Genomic DNA, 15,254 nt, shown 5'->3' with positions numbered 1-15,254 from the left:
GCCGCGGTCCGCGTTGGCTTGCGGCCGACCCTCAACAGTCCCTAGAATGCCGGCGTTTGCCGCTAACGAGTCCGTATTCATGAACTACCGTCACAGTTACCACGCCGGCAATCACGCTGACGTCTTCAAGCACGCCATTCTGTTGCGCATGGCTACACTGATGCAGCGCAAGGATACCCCGTATTGCTATCTGGACAGCCACGCCGGCACGGCAATGTATGACCTGGAAGGCGAGGCGGCCGGCAAAACCGGCGAGTACCGCGACGGAATCGCTCGCCTCTGGAAGCGGGACGATCTGCCGGACATGTTTGCCCAGCTCCGGGACGCGGTGGCCACGCATAATCCGGACGCTGCACTGCGCTATTACCCTGGCTCGCCACAGCTGATCGCCGATTCGCTACGCGAGCAGGACCGCATGATTCTCAGCGAACTGCATCCGGACGACGCGGCTATCCTGCGCTCCCACTTCAACCATGACCCACGCATTGCGGTGCACCAGCGTGACGGCTATGAGTTGGCCAAGGCATTCCTGCCAGTGGCGGAAAAACGCGCGTTATGGTTGCTGGATCCGCCATTCGAAAAGGAGAACGAGCTGGCGCGCTGCCTGGCCTCGATGCAGATCGCGATTCAGCGTATGCGCCAAACCGTTATCGCCCTCTGGTATCCGATCAAGGATCAACGCCTGCTGCGCGATTTTTATCGGCAGATAAGCGATGCCGGCTTGCCCAAGGTGCTGCGGGTTGAGCTGAATGTGAGACCAGTGGACAACCAGCTTGGCCTGAACGGCTCGGGCCTGATGCTGGTGAATCCGCCCTGGCCGCTATGGGAAGAACTTGAAACCGCCTTGCCATGGCTGGCAGGCGTGTTGGCGCAGTCCGGCGAGGGTGAGTGCCGGATGGACTGGCTGGCCGGAGGGCCATAAGACCCGAGGGCCGGCACCGGTTTAACGAGCGCAGGCCCCGAAGAGGTCAGCCTTCCAGCTTGAAGGTCAAGCCGGCATGTTCGGTCAGCCGCTTAATGAGGCGGTCGCCCATTGCCGGTGCTGTGGTCCAGATACCGCCGGCGGTATCAGTCGCATCGCGTACCAGGCATATGGCACTTTCGGCAATCATGCGTGACGTCGAGCCATAGCCTGGATCGCGCTTGCCGGAGACGCTGGCCTTGATGGTCTTGCCGTCATCCGATTCGCCGATGAACAGGATGTCGTAGTAGCCGTTCTCGCGCTCCTCTGCCGTCGGCCCTTCGCCGGGTTTTGGTGCCTTGTCGCTGGACAGCGAGCGGTCCGCTGCTACCGCCTCAGCCATGGCCTTGCCCTGCTCGCCGGGGCCGGTCAGCAGCATTTCGTCATAGACGAAGTTTTCACCATAAGCATGGCCGAGCAGCGCATTCGAACGGTGCACGTTGCGGGTATTGATTGCCGCCATGATGAAGGGGGCGGCCCAGCTGTTCAGGTTCTCGTCATATTCCGGCTTGCTTGCTGGCGGCTGTTCGGGCCCGCTGAAACCCGGCGCTAGCGCAAAATGATTGCTGAGCAACTGGTAAATTTCCGGGTTGGCCTTGGCCGCCGACATCGTCGCTTGCAGGCTGGCCGCTGTGCCGCCGGAGAAGGTCCCTTTCATTTTTCTGACCCGACCCTTGACCCGTGATACTGGCGAGCCGAGCTGCTGCTTTGCGGCCTGCTGCAGAAAGTACACGCCCAGATCAAAAGGAATCGAGTCGAAGCCACAGGAGAATACGATGCGCGCTCCGCTGGCCTTGGCCGCATCGGCATGGGCGTCGATCATCTGGCGCATCCAGGCGGGCTCACCGCAAAGATCCACATAATCGGTGCCGGTTTCGGCACAGGCCGCTACCAACTCAGAACCGTATAGCTGATAGGGTCCAACGGTGGTCAGTACAACCCGGGTACGCTCAGCCATGGCATAGAGACTGGCCGGATCGCTGGCGTCGGCGACCATCAGAGGCGTATTGGCGGGGGCCCCGATCTGGTCGCGCACGGCAGCCAATTTCTCCATGTTCCGGCCTGCCATTGCCCAGCGTAGCGCGGTGTCGCCGGCGTATTCCTGCGCCAGATACTCTGCAACCAGACGGCCTGTATAGCCCGTTGCCCCATAAACCACTATGTCGAATTCCGGTGTTTTTCGCATTTCACGCTACCCTGTCAGCTACGGTTGAAATCGGCAATTGTCTGCCGTGTCCGGACTGAGTCTGGCACAGCCATATCTTTCGTGACGCATAAGCGCAATAGAGTAGTGTTCGCAGCGAAACAAGTGCAACATCCGTGTCTGAAAGGGCTCAAGCGCAACTCATTTTTGCAATCGGGGGAACATTGCCGAGCCGAGAGTGGTCAAGAACTCTGTGAAACATCACTTAGCTGATTCGATTTAGGAGCATGCAAAATGGTATCTGCGAATTTGGATAAGGCCGCTGAGTCGGTGAAAAAAGCTGTAAACAGCGAAGAAAGTTCGAGGGAAATCGATTCCGGTAAGGACGCGGTCAAAGCCGCTTTCGAGAAACTGATGGAGGCCAAATCGCACTTCCTGCACGCTGCGGAAACGTCTGGCCTGGATCTTAAACACGGGGCATCGGAGCAATTTATGAAAGGTAGAGGCGAAGCAAAAGCACAGCTTCAACAGTACACGGGTCAGGCCACCAGCTTCATTCGCGAGAAGCCCCTCACCTCGCTCGGCATCGCTTTCGCGGCCGGTTTCGTTGTCTCCAAACTTCTCACTTCATCAAAATGAGCGAGATCCCGGATGAGTCCAGGCCGGGCGTTGGTGATACAGCAACAGGTGAGGCTGATCTGCAGACGGAACTGAAAGCGTTGGCTGAATGGGCCAAGCATGCTGCCCTGACCGGAAAGGATCTGGGTAAGCTGGCTTTTACGGAAATTCGCCTGACCATGACCGAAAGCGGACGTATCGCCGTTCTTGGTCTGGCCATGTTGCCTCTCGCCATGCTGGCCTGGATAGGATTATCGGTCCTGCTCGGTTGGTGGGCCTATGTGCCCAGTCAGTCGGTAACATTGGGGTTGGTGGCGTTCCTGGCAGTTCAGATCATTCCGATGCTGATTATGCTGATGATGATCAAGAGCTCCAGCAAGAACCTCGGTTTATCCACGACCAAGCAGCATATTCAAGCGTTCAGAGAAGGAATCAAAGATGGCGCGCAAAGACCTGATCAATAAGGTCAAGCAGATCGACGATCAGCTCAAGCTCGAAAGGGGACTGCTCAAGCTCGAAGGGAAGCAGCGAATGGCGTTTCTCAAGCGCCAATCGCCGCTCTGGATTCTCGGCGGCGGGTTGGCGATCGGGCTGCTAGCGGGTCTTTCCGGAGGCACCGGTCGCAAGAGTCTGCTGGCGTTCAGTATTGAGGGCCTGAGATTGTGGCGCATTGCAACGCTGTGGATGCCGTCCTCCTCCGCGGCGCTGGAAGGCGATGCATGACAGATGAGAACGGCAGGGAGCCGTTCGCTGACCACCGCGCACCAGCCCCCATAGACCCAGAAGCGCGAATTGATCCCATAGCACTGCCCCAAACCGAGTCCGGAGCGGCTTCGCCGACCTTCTGGTTGCTGGGGCTTGCGGCTGTGTACACGCTGTATTTCGCCAAGACGCTATTGATGCCCATTGTCGTGGCGATGTTGTTTTCGCTATTGCTCGGACCATTGGTCACCGGCCTGAAACGCATCTATGTGCCGCGGACCCTGTCTGCGGTGGTCATCATGGCCGTGCTGCTGGGCCCCTTCACCTTGCTGGTCATGCAGCTGACCGAGCCGGCTCAGAAATGGGCGAAGCAGTTGCCCGAACTGTCCGAGAAGCTAACGGATCGGCTTGACGAGTTTACCGACGGTCTGCGCTCTGAACGCAGGCCCGAGCAGGCTTCCTCTTCGCCTCCACCCCCGCCGGCCAAAACGGAAGAAAAGGAAGACAGAGGTCTAAGATTGTTTGGCTGGTTCCGAGGCGACAGGGAGGAAGAACCTGAGCCGGAGATTCCACCGGTAGTGGTTGACGAGCCGGCGAGGGAGGAAGACCAGGTCAGTGCCCGAATACGACAGGGCGGAATGGAGGCCGTGATTTCCGTTCTGAGCGCCACCCCGTTGGTCCTCGCCCAGCTGGTAACCAGCGTTATCCTGATCCTGTTTCTGTTGATCTTCGGGCCCAACCTGTTTGCCGCCTTCGTCGACGTATTTCCCCACGCACGGGACAAGCGCCTGACCATCATGCTGGTCCGTGAAATCCAGCGTGAGCTCTCGCGTTACATTCTCACCGTGAGCATTATCAACACGGGACTGGGCCTGGTAACCGGCGCAGCGCTGTGGATATACGGTGTCGAAGACGCGATGCTCTGGGGGGCGCTGGTGGCACTGGCAAACTTCGCGCCCTACGTGGGGCCGATCCTGGCCATGATCATTCTGGCGATAGCCGGGCTGGTGCAGTATGGGCCGGAGCTCGCCGCGTTGATGCCAGTGCTGATCTTCTTCTGCATCAACCTGGTCGAGGCGCAGTTTGTTACGCCCATCATGCTGGGTCGCAATATGCGACTCAACCCGCTGGTGGTGATGGTCTGGCTGATACTCTGGGGCTGGATGTGGGGCGCCGTCGGCGTTCTGCTGGCGGTGCCGCTGCTGGTGTGTCTGAAGCTTGCCTCGGCGCGCATGAACATCCTGCCGGATTGGGTGCGGGTCATCGAGACCCGGGCCTGACGCCCAACCTCAGGCTGGCTCTGGTGCGCGACTGACCAGGGCCAGGGCCGAGATGATCAGCAGCCCGCCCAGCAGCATGCGTACTGTCGGCTCCTCACCGAACAGATACCAGGCGAACAGAATGCCGTAGACCGGCTCCAGGGCGAAGAACAGTGATGCGACGCGCGCCTTGAGCACCGTCAGGCTGGCGACGAACAACCCATGAGCCAGACCCGTGCAGAGCAAGCCAAGCAGTGCCAGCCACAACCAGTCCAGCGCTTGCACCTCCAACAAGGCGCCACCGCTGAACGGCAGCAGGCAGGCGAAAATCACAATGTTCTGCCAGAAGGCTACCTGCACTGCGTGCAGATGCCCGCTGGTAAGCCGATTGCCGACCGATACGGCTGCGAAACAGAAACCGGACAGGATCGCCCACAACAAACCGGTGGTGGCGCCGTGGCTCAGATCAAACGCCGGGGCGACCAGTATCAGACCGAGGCAGATCAATCCCACCTTGAGCAGATCTCGGACTGAGGGTTGCTCACGCCAGAAAATCAGCTCCAGAACGACCACAAAGGCCGGAAAGCTCGCGAATCCGAGGGTGGCGATGCCTACCCCCGCGATTTTCACTGCGTGAAAGAAGGTCAGCCAGTGCACGCCCAGAAACAGGCCGCACATGGCCAGCTGCAGGAATTTTTCGCGCGTGACGCCCCGCAGGATGGGCCGACTGACCAGGCGGCTGAACAGAAAGAGTGCGGCTACTGCAAAGAGCGCGCGGCCGAACACGATCACCACCGGCCCGGCCTGGATCAGCTTGCCGAAGATCCCGGTCAAACCGAACATCAGTGCGGCGACATGCATGCTCAGCAGGGCGCGGCTATGAGTCATCTGCATCATGGTGAGCGGAATGCGCAAAGGGTGGCGGGACTACTCATCGTGCTGCCCTGGAAACCGATAGCTTTCCTTGGCGTCGGATTCGCGAATGATGCGGCCGGCGCGCAGATCCCGGTACACCGAGGCGCGCATGATCATCATCGAAGTAACCGGTGCAGTTAACAGCAGGAAGGCCGCGATCAGTAGCTCGTGCAACACCAGACGCGATTCCAGGTTACTGAAATAAAGCATCGAGGCGAATAAAACACATCCGGTGCCGAGGGTGATGGTAATGGCCGGACCGTGGATACGCTGATAGAAACTGGGCAACCGCAGCAGGCCCAGCGCACCGATCAGGATGATCAGGCTGCCCAGCAGCAATAACAGTACGAAGGGTACCGCCAGCCAGAGCGGCAGATCGATATTCACCACGCTCATTCAATGATCTCCCCGCGGGTGAGGAATTTGGTCAGCGCAATGGAGGACACGAAACCGGTCAGGGCAATCAGCAAGGCCATCTCGAAGTACACGTCGTTGGCGAAGCGAATGCCCATCACCAGCGCCAGAATCATGCCGCACATCCACAGCGTATCCAACGCCAGCACCCGGTCCTGGGCGCTGGGCCCAAGCAACAGGCGAATGGCGCAGAACAGCATGGCCAGCATGGTGCAGCCCTGGGCAAACAGGATGGTCAGGGTGATCAGTGTGGTCATGGGTTGCCCTGTTCGAAAATCTCAATAAGGGGTTGCTCGTAACGCGTCTTGATCATGTCGATCCACCAGTTCGCGTCATGCAGGTCGAACACATGCAGCGCCAGGTCGTTGCTGTCCGGCATGAGCTCCACCCAGACGGTCCCCGGGGTTGAATTGATGATGCACGACAGAACCGCCAGGCCATAGGGATCCCGCAGGTCCAGCGGAATCCGGATGAACTGCGAATTCAAGCGGTCATGCCGGGTGAACAGGATGATGCGGCTGACGTTGAAACTCGAGCGGATGATCTCCTTGAGCGACCAGCCCGCCAGACGCAGCGCCACCATGGGTTTGCGCATGGCGACCGTGAATGGCCGCAGCGGGCGGGCAAGGATCGGCGCGGCGATTGCGAGTATTGCGCCGATCAACAGCTGGCCGGGCGAAAAGCTCTGGTTAAGCAGCAGCCACATGATCAGCAATGACGCTGAAAGAAGCGGTGATGGTAGCCAGCGACTCATTCGCTGCCCTCCGGGTTGACGACGCCGGGCACCGTCGGCGTGGACAGCACCCGCTGGGTGTAGTCGGCCGGGTGATGCAAGCCGATGGAAACACGGTCCAGATAGCTGCGCAGCGGTCCGGCCTGCACCGTGGCGACGACGCATAGAAACAGCAGTCCGGCGACCGCGCCTGCCTCGGTCAGTTGCAGGCGCGGCGGGGTGGATTCGGTGGCCCAGAAGGTACGCACACCGTAGCGCATCAGCGAGATAACGGCTGCCAGCCCTGAAACAATGATCAACGCCATCAACAGCCAGGCCGCCAGCGTCCCCACATCAGCCGTCACGGCGGATAGGCCGTAGGGATTGAGCATGGCATGGAACAGACTGAACTTGGCGATAAAGCCGGACAGCGGCGGCAGCCCGGCGATGATCAGCGCGCAGGCAAAAAAGGCCAGGCCGAGGAATGCCATGGCAGCGGGAATCGGAACGCCCGCCGAGTCGTCCTGTTCGGGCGCATCGCCAATCGCGAAGGCTTCCATGGTCAACGCCAGCATGGCGGCGCTGGGCTTGCGGATCCGTTCGATGAGTTCGATCAGCATCACCAGCGCGGCGACAGCCAGCGTTGAACTGAGCAGGTAGAACAGCGCAGCGCTGATCACGTTGGGCTGCCCGTAGCCGATGGCAGCCAGCAGGGTCCCCGATGAGATGATCGCGCTGTAGCCAGCCATGCGACCGAGCTCCTGGCTTGCCAGTAGTCCGATGCTGCCGAATGCGATGGTTACCACGCCAATGGTCAGTAACGCATTGCCGCCCAGTGCACTGGCTACCCCGGCATGGTCTGCGAATACCAGCAGCCACAACCTGAGCAGTATATAGACGCCGACCTTGGTCATCAGTACCAGCATTGCAGCGACCGGTGGGGACGCCGCGGAGTAGGTGGTCGGCAGCCAGAATCCCAGGGGCCAGACCGCACTCTTGGTCAGAAAGGCCACCGCCAGAATCGCCGCGCCGGTTTCCAGCAGCAGGCGATCGGTTGCGTTCAGCCCGGTCAGGCGCGTGGCCAGATCTGCCATGTTCAGGGTGCCGGCAGCGGCATAGATCAGCGCCACGCCGATCAGAAAGAAGAACGAGGACACCAGGTTGATGACGATGTACTGCATGCCCGCCCGCACCCGTGCCGCGTTGAAGCCGTGCAGTACCAGGCCATAGGACGCTGCAAGCATGATCTCGAAGAATACGAACAGGTTGAACAGATCGCCCGTGAGAAAGGCGCCATTGATGCCCATCAGCAAAAACTGGAACAGCGAATGAAAATGCACCCCGGTGCGGCTCCAGCGCGCATAGGCGTAGAGCAGTGCGGCCAGTGCAATGACCGCGCTGAGCAGCAGCATCATGGCTGCGAGTCTATCGGCCATCAGCGCGATGCCAAAGGGCGTCGCCCAGTTTGCCGCAAGATACACGCCGATATCCCGCGGCCAGTGGCCCGTGTCCGTCAGATAGACCAGCGCCCCCGCATTGACCAGCAGCGCCAGGCAGCTCAGCAGATTGATAGTGAACTTGAGTTGATGGCGGCGCTGGTTGATAAACACCAGCAGTGCGGCGCTCAGCAGCGGCAGCAGGATAGGGGTTATCAGTAACTGATCGAGCCAATGGTTGCTCATAGCTCCGGTTCCCTGCCTTCCACGTGGTCGGTGCCGGTCATCCCACGTGACGCCAGCAGTACGACCAGATACAGGGCCGTGGTGGCAAAGCCGATGACGATGGCCGTCAGGACCAGGGCCTGCGGCACCGGGTCGGCATACAGGGCCGGATCAATCGGGCCCTTCTCCAGCGTGAGCGGCGGCAGATTGATCGACAGCCGTCCCATGATGAAGATGAACAGATTGACGGCGTAGCTCAGCAGCAGCAGCCCGGTGATCACCTGGAACGTCCGTGGCCGCAGAACCAGCCAGACGCCTGAACCGAACAGCACGCCAATCGCGATGGCGATGACTATTTCCATTAGTGGATCTCCTTGCCAGGCGCTGCCTGTACCGGGGCGCCGGTGGGAACGCGGTGGCTGCGCACCGACTGGTGGGCGAGGGCGATCAGTATCAGCATGGTGCTGCCAAAGACCACGAAAAATACGCCCAGATCGAAGAGAAACGCAGTCGGTACGTGCACGTCGCCGAACACCGGCAGGTCAACATGGGCCGTATGGCTGGTCAGGAAAGGGAAGCCAAGCAGCCACGCCCCAATTCCTGTCGCCGCCGTCAGCACCAGACCAGCGGAAATCCAGCGGTGTGGCTGCAGACGCAGATTGGCTTCCACCCAGGCGGTGCCAGCCAGCATGTATTGGACGATGAAGGCCACGGACAAAATCAGGCCTGCAACGAAGCCGCCGCCCGGCAGGTTATGCCCGCGCATGAAAAAGTAGGCGGCCACCACGCCAAAGATCGGCAGCAGCAGACGCAGATACACGCTGGGTACCATCAGGTAGCCACTGTTGGCCTGTTGTGCCGGCGTCTGTCGGGTAGCAGGATCGATACTGTTCACCTGCTGGGCAGGCAGCGGAATACTCTCCGGAGCAGGGCGGAATCGGCGCAGCAACGCATACACGGTGAGCGCCACGATACTGAGTACGGCCAGCTCACCGAAGGTGTCGAAGCCGCGAAAATCCACCAGTAACACATTCACCACATTGCTGCCGCCGCCTTCGCTGAGGGCGCGCTCCAGGAAGAAATCACCGATCTTGCTGCCAGGCGGATGCAGCATGACCAGGTAGCTGAGCGCCGCCATACCGGTTCCGGCGACGACAGCGACAATGAAATCCCGGGTCCGTCTGGTCCGTGCCAGGCGGTTGACCTTGGCCTCGGTTTCGCGATTCAGAATGCGCGGCGGCAGCCACCGCAAGCCGAGCAGTATCAGTACTGTGGTGACGGTTTCGACCATCAACTGCGTTAACGCCAGATCCGGCGCAGACAGCCAGAGAAAAGTCATGCTCACCACAATACCGGTGCCGCCCACCAGCATCAGCGCCGCCAGACGATGGTATTTGGCTTGCCAGGCCGCGGCCAGCGCACAGGCACAGCCGACGACCCACATCGCAGCAAAGGGTATATTCACCGCTTGAGGTGCGACTAGATCCCAGCCATGCGGCAGAATCCAGCTGACGGCGAGCGCGGCGCACATGCCGGCCAACATCATCAGCAGGATCTGGGGCTGCAGGCGGCGCGTACCGAGCAGTTTCTCCAGCCGCGCTGACAGGGTCATCAATTCAAGCATGGTGCTTTCATAGACCTGTTTGCCATTGAACCGGTGAAACAAGGGGATTCTGTTGCGCTGAGTCAAACCGAAGCGAGTGCGCAGCAGGAAATACAGCGCAACGCCACCGATCAGTGCAATAAAACTCATCAGCAAGGGCGTGTTCAGGCCATGCCAGACGGCCAGGCTGTAGGTGGGCGTCTGGGCACCCAGCACCGCTTCGACAGCGTTGTGCAGCAACGGGCCGATGGTCAGCGCGGGAATGATGCCCACGACCAGACAACAGAGCACCAGGAACTCCACCGGAAAACGCATCCAGCGCGGCGGCTCGTGGGGTGTGCTGGGTAGATCGGTGGCGGTCGGGCCGAAGAATACGTAGATGAAACGCAGCGAGTAGGTCACGCCAAAGATCCCCATGGCGATGGCAACAAGCGACATCCACCAGTTACTGTCCGAGCCTACCTGCAGGGCTTCGGCGAAAAACATTTCCTTGGAGATAAAGCCATTCAGCAGTGGCACGCCGGCCATGGCTGCGCTGGCGACGATGGCCAGGGTGGCGGTGTAGGGCATGGGACGGTACAGCCCGCGCAACTTGCGCATGTCCCGGGTGCCGCATTCGTGGTCAATGATGCCGACCGCCATGAACAGTGAGGCCTTGAAGGTGGCGTGGTTGACGGTATGGAAAATCGCCGCGACCATCGCCAGCGGCGTTCCGATGCCCAGCAGGGCAGTGATAAGACCCAGGTGACTGATGGTCGAATAGGCCAGCAATCCCTTCAAGTCATGCTGGAATATGGCGATAAACGCGCCGATGAGCATAGTGCAGATGCCGGCACCGCCGATGATCCAGGCCCATTCGGGTGTGCCCGCCAGCACCGGCCAGAGCCGCATCAGCAGGAATATCCCGGCTTTGACCATGGTCGCCGAATGCAGGAATGCCGATACCGGAGTGGGCGCCGCCATGGCATGTGGCAGCCAGAAGTGAAAGGGGAACTGCGCGCTCTTGGTTAGCGCGCCCAGCGCGATCAGGACAAGCGCGGTCAGATACAGCGGATGGTTGCGGATGATGTTGCCCGAATTCAGCACCACATCGAGGTTGTAGCTGCCGACGATATGCCCCACTACCAACACCCCAGCGAGCAGGCACAGACCGCCTGTCGCCGTAACCGTGAAGGCCATCCGGGCACCGCGCCGGGCATCCGCGCGGTGGTGCCAGTAACCAATCAGCAGGAAAGACACCAGGCTGGTCAGCTCCCAGAACATGACCAGCTGGATCAGGTTGCCCGACAACACAATGCCAAGCATGGCGCCCATGAACGCGAGCAGAAAGGCGAAAAAGCGTGGGACCGGGTCCTTGGGCGACATGTAATAGCGGGCATAGAGCACTACCAGCAGGAATATGCCCAGAATCAGCACGCTGAATAGCCAGGCCAGACCGTCCATGCGCAGAATGAAATTGAGATCCTGACCGGGTAGCCACTCAGCGGTAAAGCGTATTACCTCACCGTCACTGATGCTCGGCAGCATCGACAGCGTGATAGCCAGGCCGATAACCCCGACCAGGCCAGCCAGCCACGCTTCACTGTTGCGTGCGTTGGCCGGGAGAAACGCCGCCACGGCACTGCCTATAAAGGGTGCGAGAATAAGGATCAGTAACAGCATGGCTTCTCAGAGCAAGATGGGTCAGCGCCGTCTGTGGCAGTCGGCGAGATGCGGGACGCTGCAATATCAGGATTGCGCTCTGGGTATCCGGACCTGCATTGCCTTCGCCGGGAAGTTGGGCGCCAATCAGGCGATCAAAATTACCACTTAGCCCAGAAATAGCGCAAGTTACTGATCTTCCTCAGAATCCCTTTGATGCTGAAACGGTCAGTCAGAAGCCGACTGAGGCGGCATGCACACGCCGATCCCACCGATACCGCAGTAGCCGCCCGGATTCTTTTCAAGATATTGCTGATGGTAGCTCTCGGCATAGTAGAAGCTTTGCGCCGGGACAATTTCGGTCGTGATGCCCGAACGTCCTGCGGCCGTCAGTGCCTGGGAGAACCGTTCCAGGCTGGCTTCTGCCACTTTGCGCTGCGCCTCGTCAGTGACATAGATCCCAGAGCGGTATTGAGTGCCGGCGTCGTTCCCCTGACGCATGCCCTGGGTCGGGTCATGGCCCTCCCAGAACACCTTGAGCAGGTCTTCAAGCGCCACCCGCTGCGGATCAAATACCACCAGGACCACCTCGTTGTGGCCGGTCATGCCGGAACAGACTTCCTCGTAGGTCGGGTTGGGCGTCAGCCCACCGGCATAACCGGCTGCGGTGGTGTACACGCCGTCAATCTGCCAGAACAACCGCTCGACGCCCCAGAAGCACCCCATGCCGAAGATGATCTGCTGCATGCCATCAGGGAAGGGTGGCTTGATCGGCGTGCCGAGAACACTGTGGGTTTCGCTGGTCGGGATCGGCATGTCACGACCGGGCAGCGCTTCCTCGGCAGTGGGTAGGCGCATCTTATGTTCGGAAATGCTGCGGAAGAACATCGGCAGGCTCCTGCTGAGGGAAAGTAGATTGATTACGTATGATCAGGCCAGGATCTGGCAGTGTCCAGCCCAAAGGGCCGGACGGGCTTCAGCCCAGCACCTGGGCCAGCAGCTCGGGCGCAACGTCACCCATGGCGACGAAATGCCCATTCAGCCAGGATTCCCGGGTCGGATAGGCAAAGCGCTCACCGTCCAGCCCGATCACTCGCCCGCCCGCGCCTTCAACAACGGCCTGGGCGGCGGCGGTGTCCCATTGGCTAGTGGGCGCCAGCCGCGGATACAGATCAGCTTGACCTTCGGCAACCAGGCAGAATTTCAATGAGCTGCCAACACTGACCTGCTCGATCTGCTGCAGCGTCCTGATCCGCGACAGCATGGCTTCCTGCGCGGGGCTGGTATGGCGACGGCTGGCGACCACTACCAAAGGTGTGGCGGCGGCGCGGCACTGTATCGGTTCAGCGGCCTCGTTACCCTGCTGGCGCCAGGCGCCCAGTCCCTGGCCACCCCAGTACAGCGTGTTGCGGGCTGGAACGCCCACGACGCCGAGCACTACCTGACCATTTTCGATCAACGCAATGTTGACGGTGAATTCGTCCGTGCCAGCGATGAATTCCTTGGTGCCGTCCAGTGGGTCGACCAGCCAGAAGCGTGCCCAATTCAGACGGTCGGCCAAAGGCGCATCGGCATCCTCTTCGGACAACACAGGGATATCGGGTGTCAGCGCATGCAGACCGGCGACTATCAAGTGGTGTGCTGCCAAATCGGCGGCGGTAACCGGCGAATCGTCCGACTTGTCGGTAACTTCAGGATTCTGCCGCCACCATTCGAGCGTGCGATCACCGGCCCGGCGGGTCAATTGGCAGAGTGCGTCAAAGCTTACCGGTAGGCTCATCGTGTCAACTCGCCGCGCTGCTCAAGCAGGTCGCGCACCAGATACAGTCCGGCCAGCGCGCGGCCCTCACTGAAGTTCTCCATCGTGGTCAGTTCGGACAGCGCGTACAGATCCACCCAATCCACGCGGATGGGCTCGGGCTCGTCGCCCGGCAAACGTTTTTCATAGAGGTCGCGTGCCAGTACCACGGAAATCTGCTGGCTCATGTAGCCCGGGGATAACGATAGCTGGGTGAGCAGCTCCAGCCGGTTGGCGCCAAAGCCCGCTTCTTCCATCAATTCGCGGTTGGCCGCTTCCAGAACGTCTTCGCCGGGCTCGACCAGCCCTTTGGGCACTGATAGCTGATAGCTGTCCATGCCGCCGCAGTACTCCTCGATCAACAATGCAGTTCGATCGTCCTTCAGGGCAACGATCATCACCGCGCCGTAACCCTGACCCTTGTTGATCAGGCGTTCATAGGTGCGTTCCACACCATTGCTGAAGCGTAGCTGGACCTGCTCCACGGTAAACAGCCGGCTCTTGGCAACTATGCGGGCGTCAAGTGTCTCGGGCTTCTGCGGCATGGGGGCTCCGTGGTGGACTGATCAAGGCTTGGGTATCATAGCGGCACATGCCGCAAAGCCCAACCGCCGATGCTTAACTGGAACGAGATCGATACCGTCCTGCTGGATATGGACGGAACCCTGCTGGACCTGCACTTTGACAACCACTTCTGGGTGGAATATCTGCCGCGTCGCTACGCTGAACACCATGGTCAGTCAGTGGAGTGGGGCAAGGCCGAGATCCATCCGCTGATGGCCGAGAAACAGGGCCAGCTCGACTGGTACTGTCTGGACTTCTGGACGCGCGAGCTCGGCGTGCCGATCGTTGAGCTCAAACGCGAGATCGCCCACCTCATCAGCCTGCGCACGGATGCCGAAGTGTTCCTCAAGGCTCTGCAGAAGAGTGGTCGACAGGTGGTGCTCATCACCAATGCGCACCGCGATTCGCTGTCGCTGAAAATGGAGCGGGTCGAGCTGATGACCTACTTCCAGCGGCTGATCAGCTCACATGATTTTGGTTTTCCCAAGGAGGCGCAGTCCTTCTGGCACGCGTTGCAGGTTGAAGTACCCTTTGATGCCCAGCGCACCCTGTTTATCGACGACAGCCTGAATATTCTGCGTTCGGCCCGTGATTACGGCGTGGCCCACTTGCTGGCAGTCCGTCAACCGGATAGCCGCGGCGCCCTGCGCGATACCGAGGAGTTTGATGCGGTCGAGGATTACGCGGTACTAACCGACGCGCTGGGAGGTCCGAGGAAGTAGGGGAACAGGTCTTTTCCGCATGGGTCCAACCCTCAACTGGCTTAAGTGAGGTTCCCATGCGCAATGATACCGGCGGTACATCACCTCCGAGTCGTTCGCTGTTATATGCGCTGCCCATCGGGATCGGCGTGATGGCAGCGGTGGATGAAATCATCTTTCACCAAATCCTGCAGTGGCACCACTTCTATGATCTGGCCACGCCGACGATAGGCATTATCTCCGACGGCTTGCTGCACTCCGCCGAACTGCTCGCCACCGTCGCGGGGCTGTTTCTGGTGGTCGGGCTGGCGCGGCGGGGTGCACTGTTCAAGCGCTGGGCCTGGGCCGGTGTGTTTTTGGGCGCTGGCGGCTTTCAGGTCTTCGACGGCATCGTCAGCCACAAGCTGCTGCGTATTCACCAAATACGCTACAACGTCGACCCGCTGATGTATGACATCGTCTGGAATGCCATTGGCCTGGTACTCATCGCCATAGGGTTCTGGTTGTATCGGCAGGCCAGCCGTAGCCAGATGAGTGCTGCCCACAGCGCAGGACCCTGAG

The 15,254-nt window shown here is 60.3% G+C and carries 18 protein-coding genes; 7 read left to right on the top strand and 11 right to left on the bottom strand.

The genetic code is table 11. From position 1 onward, the window contains the following. Positions 1 to 79 precede the first annotated feature (79 nt). Positions 80 to 922: a 23S rRNA (adenine(2030)-N(6))-methyltransferase RlmJ gene (locus FHK95_RS10695; protein ID WP_150304607.1), complete on the top strand. Its 843-nt coding sequence runs from the start codon at positions 80 to 82 to the stop codon at positions 920 to 922. A 46-nt stretch (positions 923 to 968) separates the two neighbouring features. On the opposite strand, the gene FHK95_RS10690 is transcribed toward FHK95_RS10695, so the two are convergent. Next, positions 969 to 2,147: a saccharopine dehydrogenase family protein gene (locus FHK95_RS10690; RefSeq protein WP_150304606.1), complete on the bottom strand. Its 1,179-nt coding sequence runs from the start codon at positions 2,145 to 2,147 to the stop codon at positions 969 to 971. Positions 2,148 to 2,399: 252 nt separating this feature from the next. Between FHK95_RS10690 and FHK95_RS10685 the strand changes: the two genes are divergently transcribed. Genes FHK95_RS10685 through FHK95_RS10670 form a run of 4 tightly spaced genes read left to right on the top strand, consistent with a single transcriptional unit; the run spans position 2,400 to position 4,705 of the window. After that, positions 2,400 to 2,744: a hypothetical protein gene (locus tag FHK95_RS10685; RefSeq protein ID WP_150304605.1), complete on the top strand. Its 345-nt coding sequence runs from the start codon at positions 2,400 to 2,402 to the stop codon at positions 2,742 to 2,744. Next, the gene (locus FHK95_RS10680) at positions 2,741 to 3,187 is read left to right on the top strand and encodes a hypothetical protein (RefSeq protein ID WP_150304604.1); all 447 of its coding nucleotides are present in this window, start codon (positions 2,741 to 2,743) and stop codon (positions 3,185 to 3,187) included. The genes FHK95_RS10685 and FHK95_RS10680 overlap by 4 nt, the downstream gene beginning before the upstream one ends. Continuing rightward, positions 3,162 to 3,446, top strand: a complete 285-nt coding sequence (locus FHK95_RS10675) for a hypothetical protein (protein ID WP_150304603.1) — start codon at positions 3,162 to 3,164, stop codon at positions 3,444 to 3,446. The genes FHK95_RS10680 and FHK95_RS10675 overlap by 26 nt, the downstream gene beginning before the upstream one ends. Further along, the gene (locus tag FHK95_RS10670; protein WP_150304602.1) at positions 3,443 to 4,705 is read left to right on the top strand and encodes an AI-2E family transporter; all 1,263 of its coding nucleotides are present in this window, start codon (positions 3,443 to 3,445) and stop codon (positions 4,703 to 4,705) included. The genes FHK95_RS10675 and FHK95_RS10670 overlap by 4 nt, the downstream gene beginning before the upstream one ends. A 9-nt stretch (positions 4,706 to 4,714) precedes the next feature. Here the strand turns inward: FHK95_RS10670 and FHK95_RS10665 are convergent, their stop codons facing one another. The 10 genes from FHK95_RS10665 to nudE all read right to left on the bottom strand — a co-directional run bounded on the left by FHK95_RS10665 (position 4,715) and on the right by nudE (position 13,973). After that, the gene (locus tag FHK95_RS10665) at positions 4,715 to 5,572 is read right to left on the bottom strand and encodes a DMT family transporter (protein WP_150304601.1); all 858 of its coding nucleotides are present in this window, start codon (positions 5,570 to 5,572) and stop codon (positions 4,715 to 4,717) included. Positions 5,573 to 5,611: 39 nt separating this feature from the next. Then, positions 5,612 to 5,995, bottom strand: a complete 384-nt coding sequence (gene mnhG, locus FHK95_RS10660) for a monovalent cation/H(+) antiporter subunit G (RefSeq protein ID WP_150304600.1) — start codon at positions 5,993 to 5,995, stop codon at positions 5,612 to 5,614. Next, complete coding sequence (locus FHK95_RS10655; RefSeq protein WP_150304599.1) at positions 5,992 to 6,270, bottom strand: K+/H+ antiporter subunit F; 279 nt, start codon at positions 6,268 to 6,270, stop codon at positions 5,992 to 5,994. Before FHK95_RS10655 ends, mnhG begins: the two co-directional genes overlap by 4 nt. Beyond that, positions 6,267 to 6,767 (bottom strand): Na+/H+ antiporter subunit E, encoded by a 501-nt coding sequence (locus tag FHK95_RS10650; protein WP_150304598.1) that lies wholly within the window; start codon positions 6,765 to 6,767, stop codon positions 6,267 to 6,269. Before FHK95_RS10650 ends, FHK95_RS10655 begins: the two co-directional genes overlap by 4 nt. Further along, a complete protein-coding gene (locus FHK95_RS10645; RefSeq protein WP_150304597.1) occupies positions 6,764 to 8,407 on the bottom strand; it encodes a monovalent cation/H+ antiporter subunit D in 1,644 nt (547 codons plus the stop codon). The genes FHK95_RS10650 and FHK95_RS10645 overlap by 4 nt, the downstream gene beginning before the upstream one ends. Next, positions 8,404 to 8,748, bottom strand: a complete 345-nt coding sequence (locus FHK95_RS10640) for a Na+/H+ antiporter subunit C (RefSeq protein ID WP_150304596.1) — start codon at positions 8,746 to 8,748, stop codon at positions 8,404 to 8,406. Before FHK95_RS10640 ends, FHK95_RS10645 begins: the two co-directional genes overlap by 4 nt. Next, entirely contained in the window at positions 8,748 to 11,651 is a 2,904-nt protein-coding gene (locus tag FHK95_RS10635) for a monovalent cation/H+ antiporter subunit A (RefSeq protein ID WP_150304595.1), read from the bottom strand. The genes FHK95_RS10640 and FHK95_RS10635 overlap by 1 nt, the downstream gene beginning before the upstream one ends. A gap of 207 nt (positions 11,652 to 11,858) precedes the next feature. Beyond that, positions 11,859 to 12,518 (bottom strand): peptide-methionine (S)-S-oxide reductase MsrA, encoded by a 660-nt coding sequence (gene msrA / locus FHK95_RS10630; protein ID WP_150304594.1) that lies wholly within the window; start codon positions 12,516 to 12,518, stop codon positions 11,859 to 11,861. 88 nt (positions 12,519 to 12,606) lie between these two features. After that, entirely contained in the window at positions 12,607 to 13,410 is an 804-nt protein-coding gene (gene cysQ / locus FHK95_RS10625) for a 3'(2'),5'-bisphosphate nucleotidase CysQ (RefSeq protein ID WP_150304593.1), read from the bottom strand. Continuing rightward, positions 13,407 to 13,973, bottom strand: coding sequence for an ADP compounds hydrolase NudE (nudE, locus tag FHK95_RS10620; protein ID WP_150304592.1), 567 nt, complete (start codon positions 13,971 to 13,973; stop codon positions 13,407 to 13,409). Before nudE ends, cysQ begins: the two co-directional genes overlap by 4 nt. A gap of 69 nt (positions 13,974 to 14,042) precedes the next feature. Between nudE and yrfG the strand changes: the two genes are divergently transcribed. Next, positions 14,043 to 14,714: a GMP/IMP nucleotidase gene (gene yrfG, locus FHK95_RS10615; protein WP_150304591.1), complete on the top strand. Its 672-nt coding sequence runs from the start codon at positions 14,043 to 14,045 to the stop codon at positions 14,712 to 14,714. A 56-nt stretch (positions 14,715 to 14,770) separates the two neighbouring features. Next, positions 14,771 to 15,253, top strand: coding sequence for a DUF2243 domain-containing protein (locus FHK95_RS10610; RefSeq protein ID WP_150304590.1), 483 nt, complete (start codon positions 14,771 to 14,773; stop codon positions 15,251 to 15,253). The last annotated feature ends 1 nt before the right edge of the window (position 15,254 follow it).

The organism is Pseudomonas saliphila (assembly GCF_008638345.1).
GTDB classification, from domain to species: domain Bacteria; phylum Pseudomonadota; class Gammaproteobacteria; order Pseudomonadales; family Pseudomonadaceae; genus Halopseudomonas; species Halopseudomonas saliphila.
This window is presented reverse-complemented; position numbering and strand designations above follow the sequence as displayed.

Coding starts and splice junctions, on each gene's coding strand:
- FHK95_RS10690 (WP_150304606.1), bottom strand. CDS start 2,147: ATGCGAAAAACACCGGAATTCGACATAGTGGTTTATGGGGCAACGGGC.
- yrfG (WP_150304591.1), top strand. CDS start 14,043: ATGCTTAACTGGAACGAGATCGATACCGTCCTGCTGGATATGGACGGA.
- FHK95_RS10635 (WP_150304595.1), bottom strand. CDS start 11,651: ATGCTGTTACTGATCCTTATTCTCGCACCCTTTATAGGCAGTGCCGTG.
- msrA (WP_150304594.1), bottom strand. CDS start 12,518: ATGTTCTTCCGCAGCATTTCCGAACATAAGATGCGCCTACCCACTGCC.
- FHK95_RS10645 (WP_150304597.1), bottom strand. CDS start 8,407: ATGAGCAACCATTGGCTCGATCAGTTACTGATAACCCCTATCCTGCTG.
- FHK95_RS10665 (WP_150304601.1), bottom strand. CDS start 5,572: ATGACTCATAGCCGCGCCCTGCTGAGCATGCATGTCGCCGCACTGATG.
- cysQ (WP_150304593.1), bottom strand. CDS start 13,410: ATGAGCCTACCGGTAAGCTTTGACGCACTCTGCCAATTGACCCGCCGG.
- mnhG (WP_150304600.1), bottom strand. CDS start 5,995: ATGAGCGTGGTGAATATCGATCTGCCGCTCTGGCTGGCGGTACCCTTC.
- nudE (WP_150304592.1), bottom strand. CDS start 13,973: ATGCCGCAGAAGCCCGAGACACTTGACGCCCGCATAGTTGCCAAGAGC.
- FHK95_RS10685 (WP_150304605.1), top strand. CDS start 2,400: ATGGTATCTGCGAATTTGGATAAGGCCGCTGAGTCGGTGAAAAAAGCT.
- FHK95_RS10610 (WP_150304590.1), top strand. CDS start 14,771: ATGCGCAATGATACCGGCGGTACATCACCTCCGAGTCGTTCGCTGTTA.
- FHK95_RS10650 (WP_150304598.1), bottom strand. CDS start 6,767: ATGAGTCGCTGGCTACCATCACCGCTTCTTTCAGCGTCATTGCTGATC.
- FHK95_RS10680 (WP_150304604.1), top strand. CDS start 2,741: ATGAGCGAGATCCCGGATGAGTCCAGGCCGGGCGTTGGTGATACAGCA.
- FHK95_RS10675 (WP_150304603.1), top strand. CDS start 3,162: ATGGCGCGCAAAGACCTGATCAATAAGGTCAAGCAGATCGACGATCAG.
- FHK95_RS10655 (WP_150304599.1), bottom strand. CDS start 6,270: ATGACCACACTGATCACCCTGACCATCCTGTTTGCCCAGGGCTGCACC.
- FHK95_RS10670 (WP_150304602.1), top strand. CDS start 3,443: ATGACAGATGAGAACGGCAGGGAGCCGTTCGCTGACCACCGCGCACCA.
- FHK95_RS10695 (WP_150304607.1), top strand. CDS start 80: ATGAACTACCGTCACAGTTACCACGCCGGCAATCACGCTGACGTCTTC.
- FHK95_RS10640 (WP_150304596.1), bottom strand. CDS start 8,748: ATGGAAATAGTCATCGCCATCGCGATTGGCGTGCTGTTCGGTTCAGGC.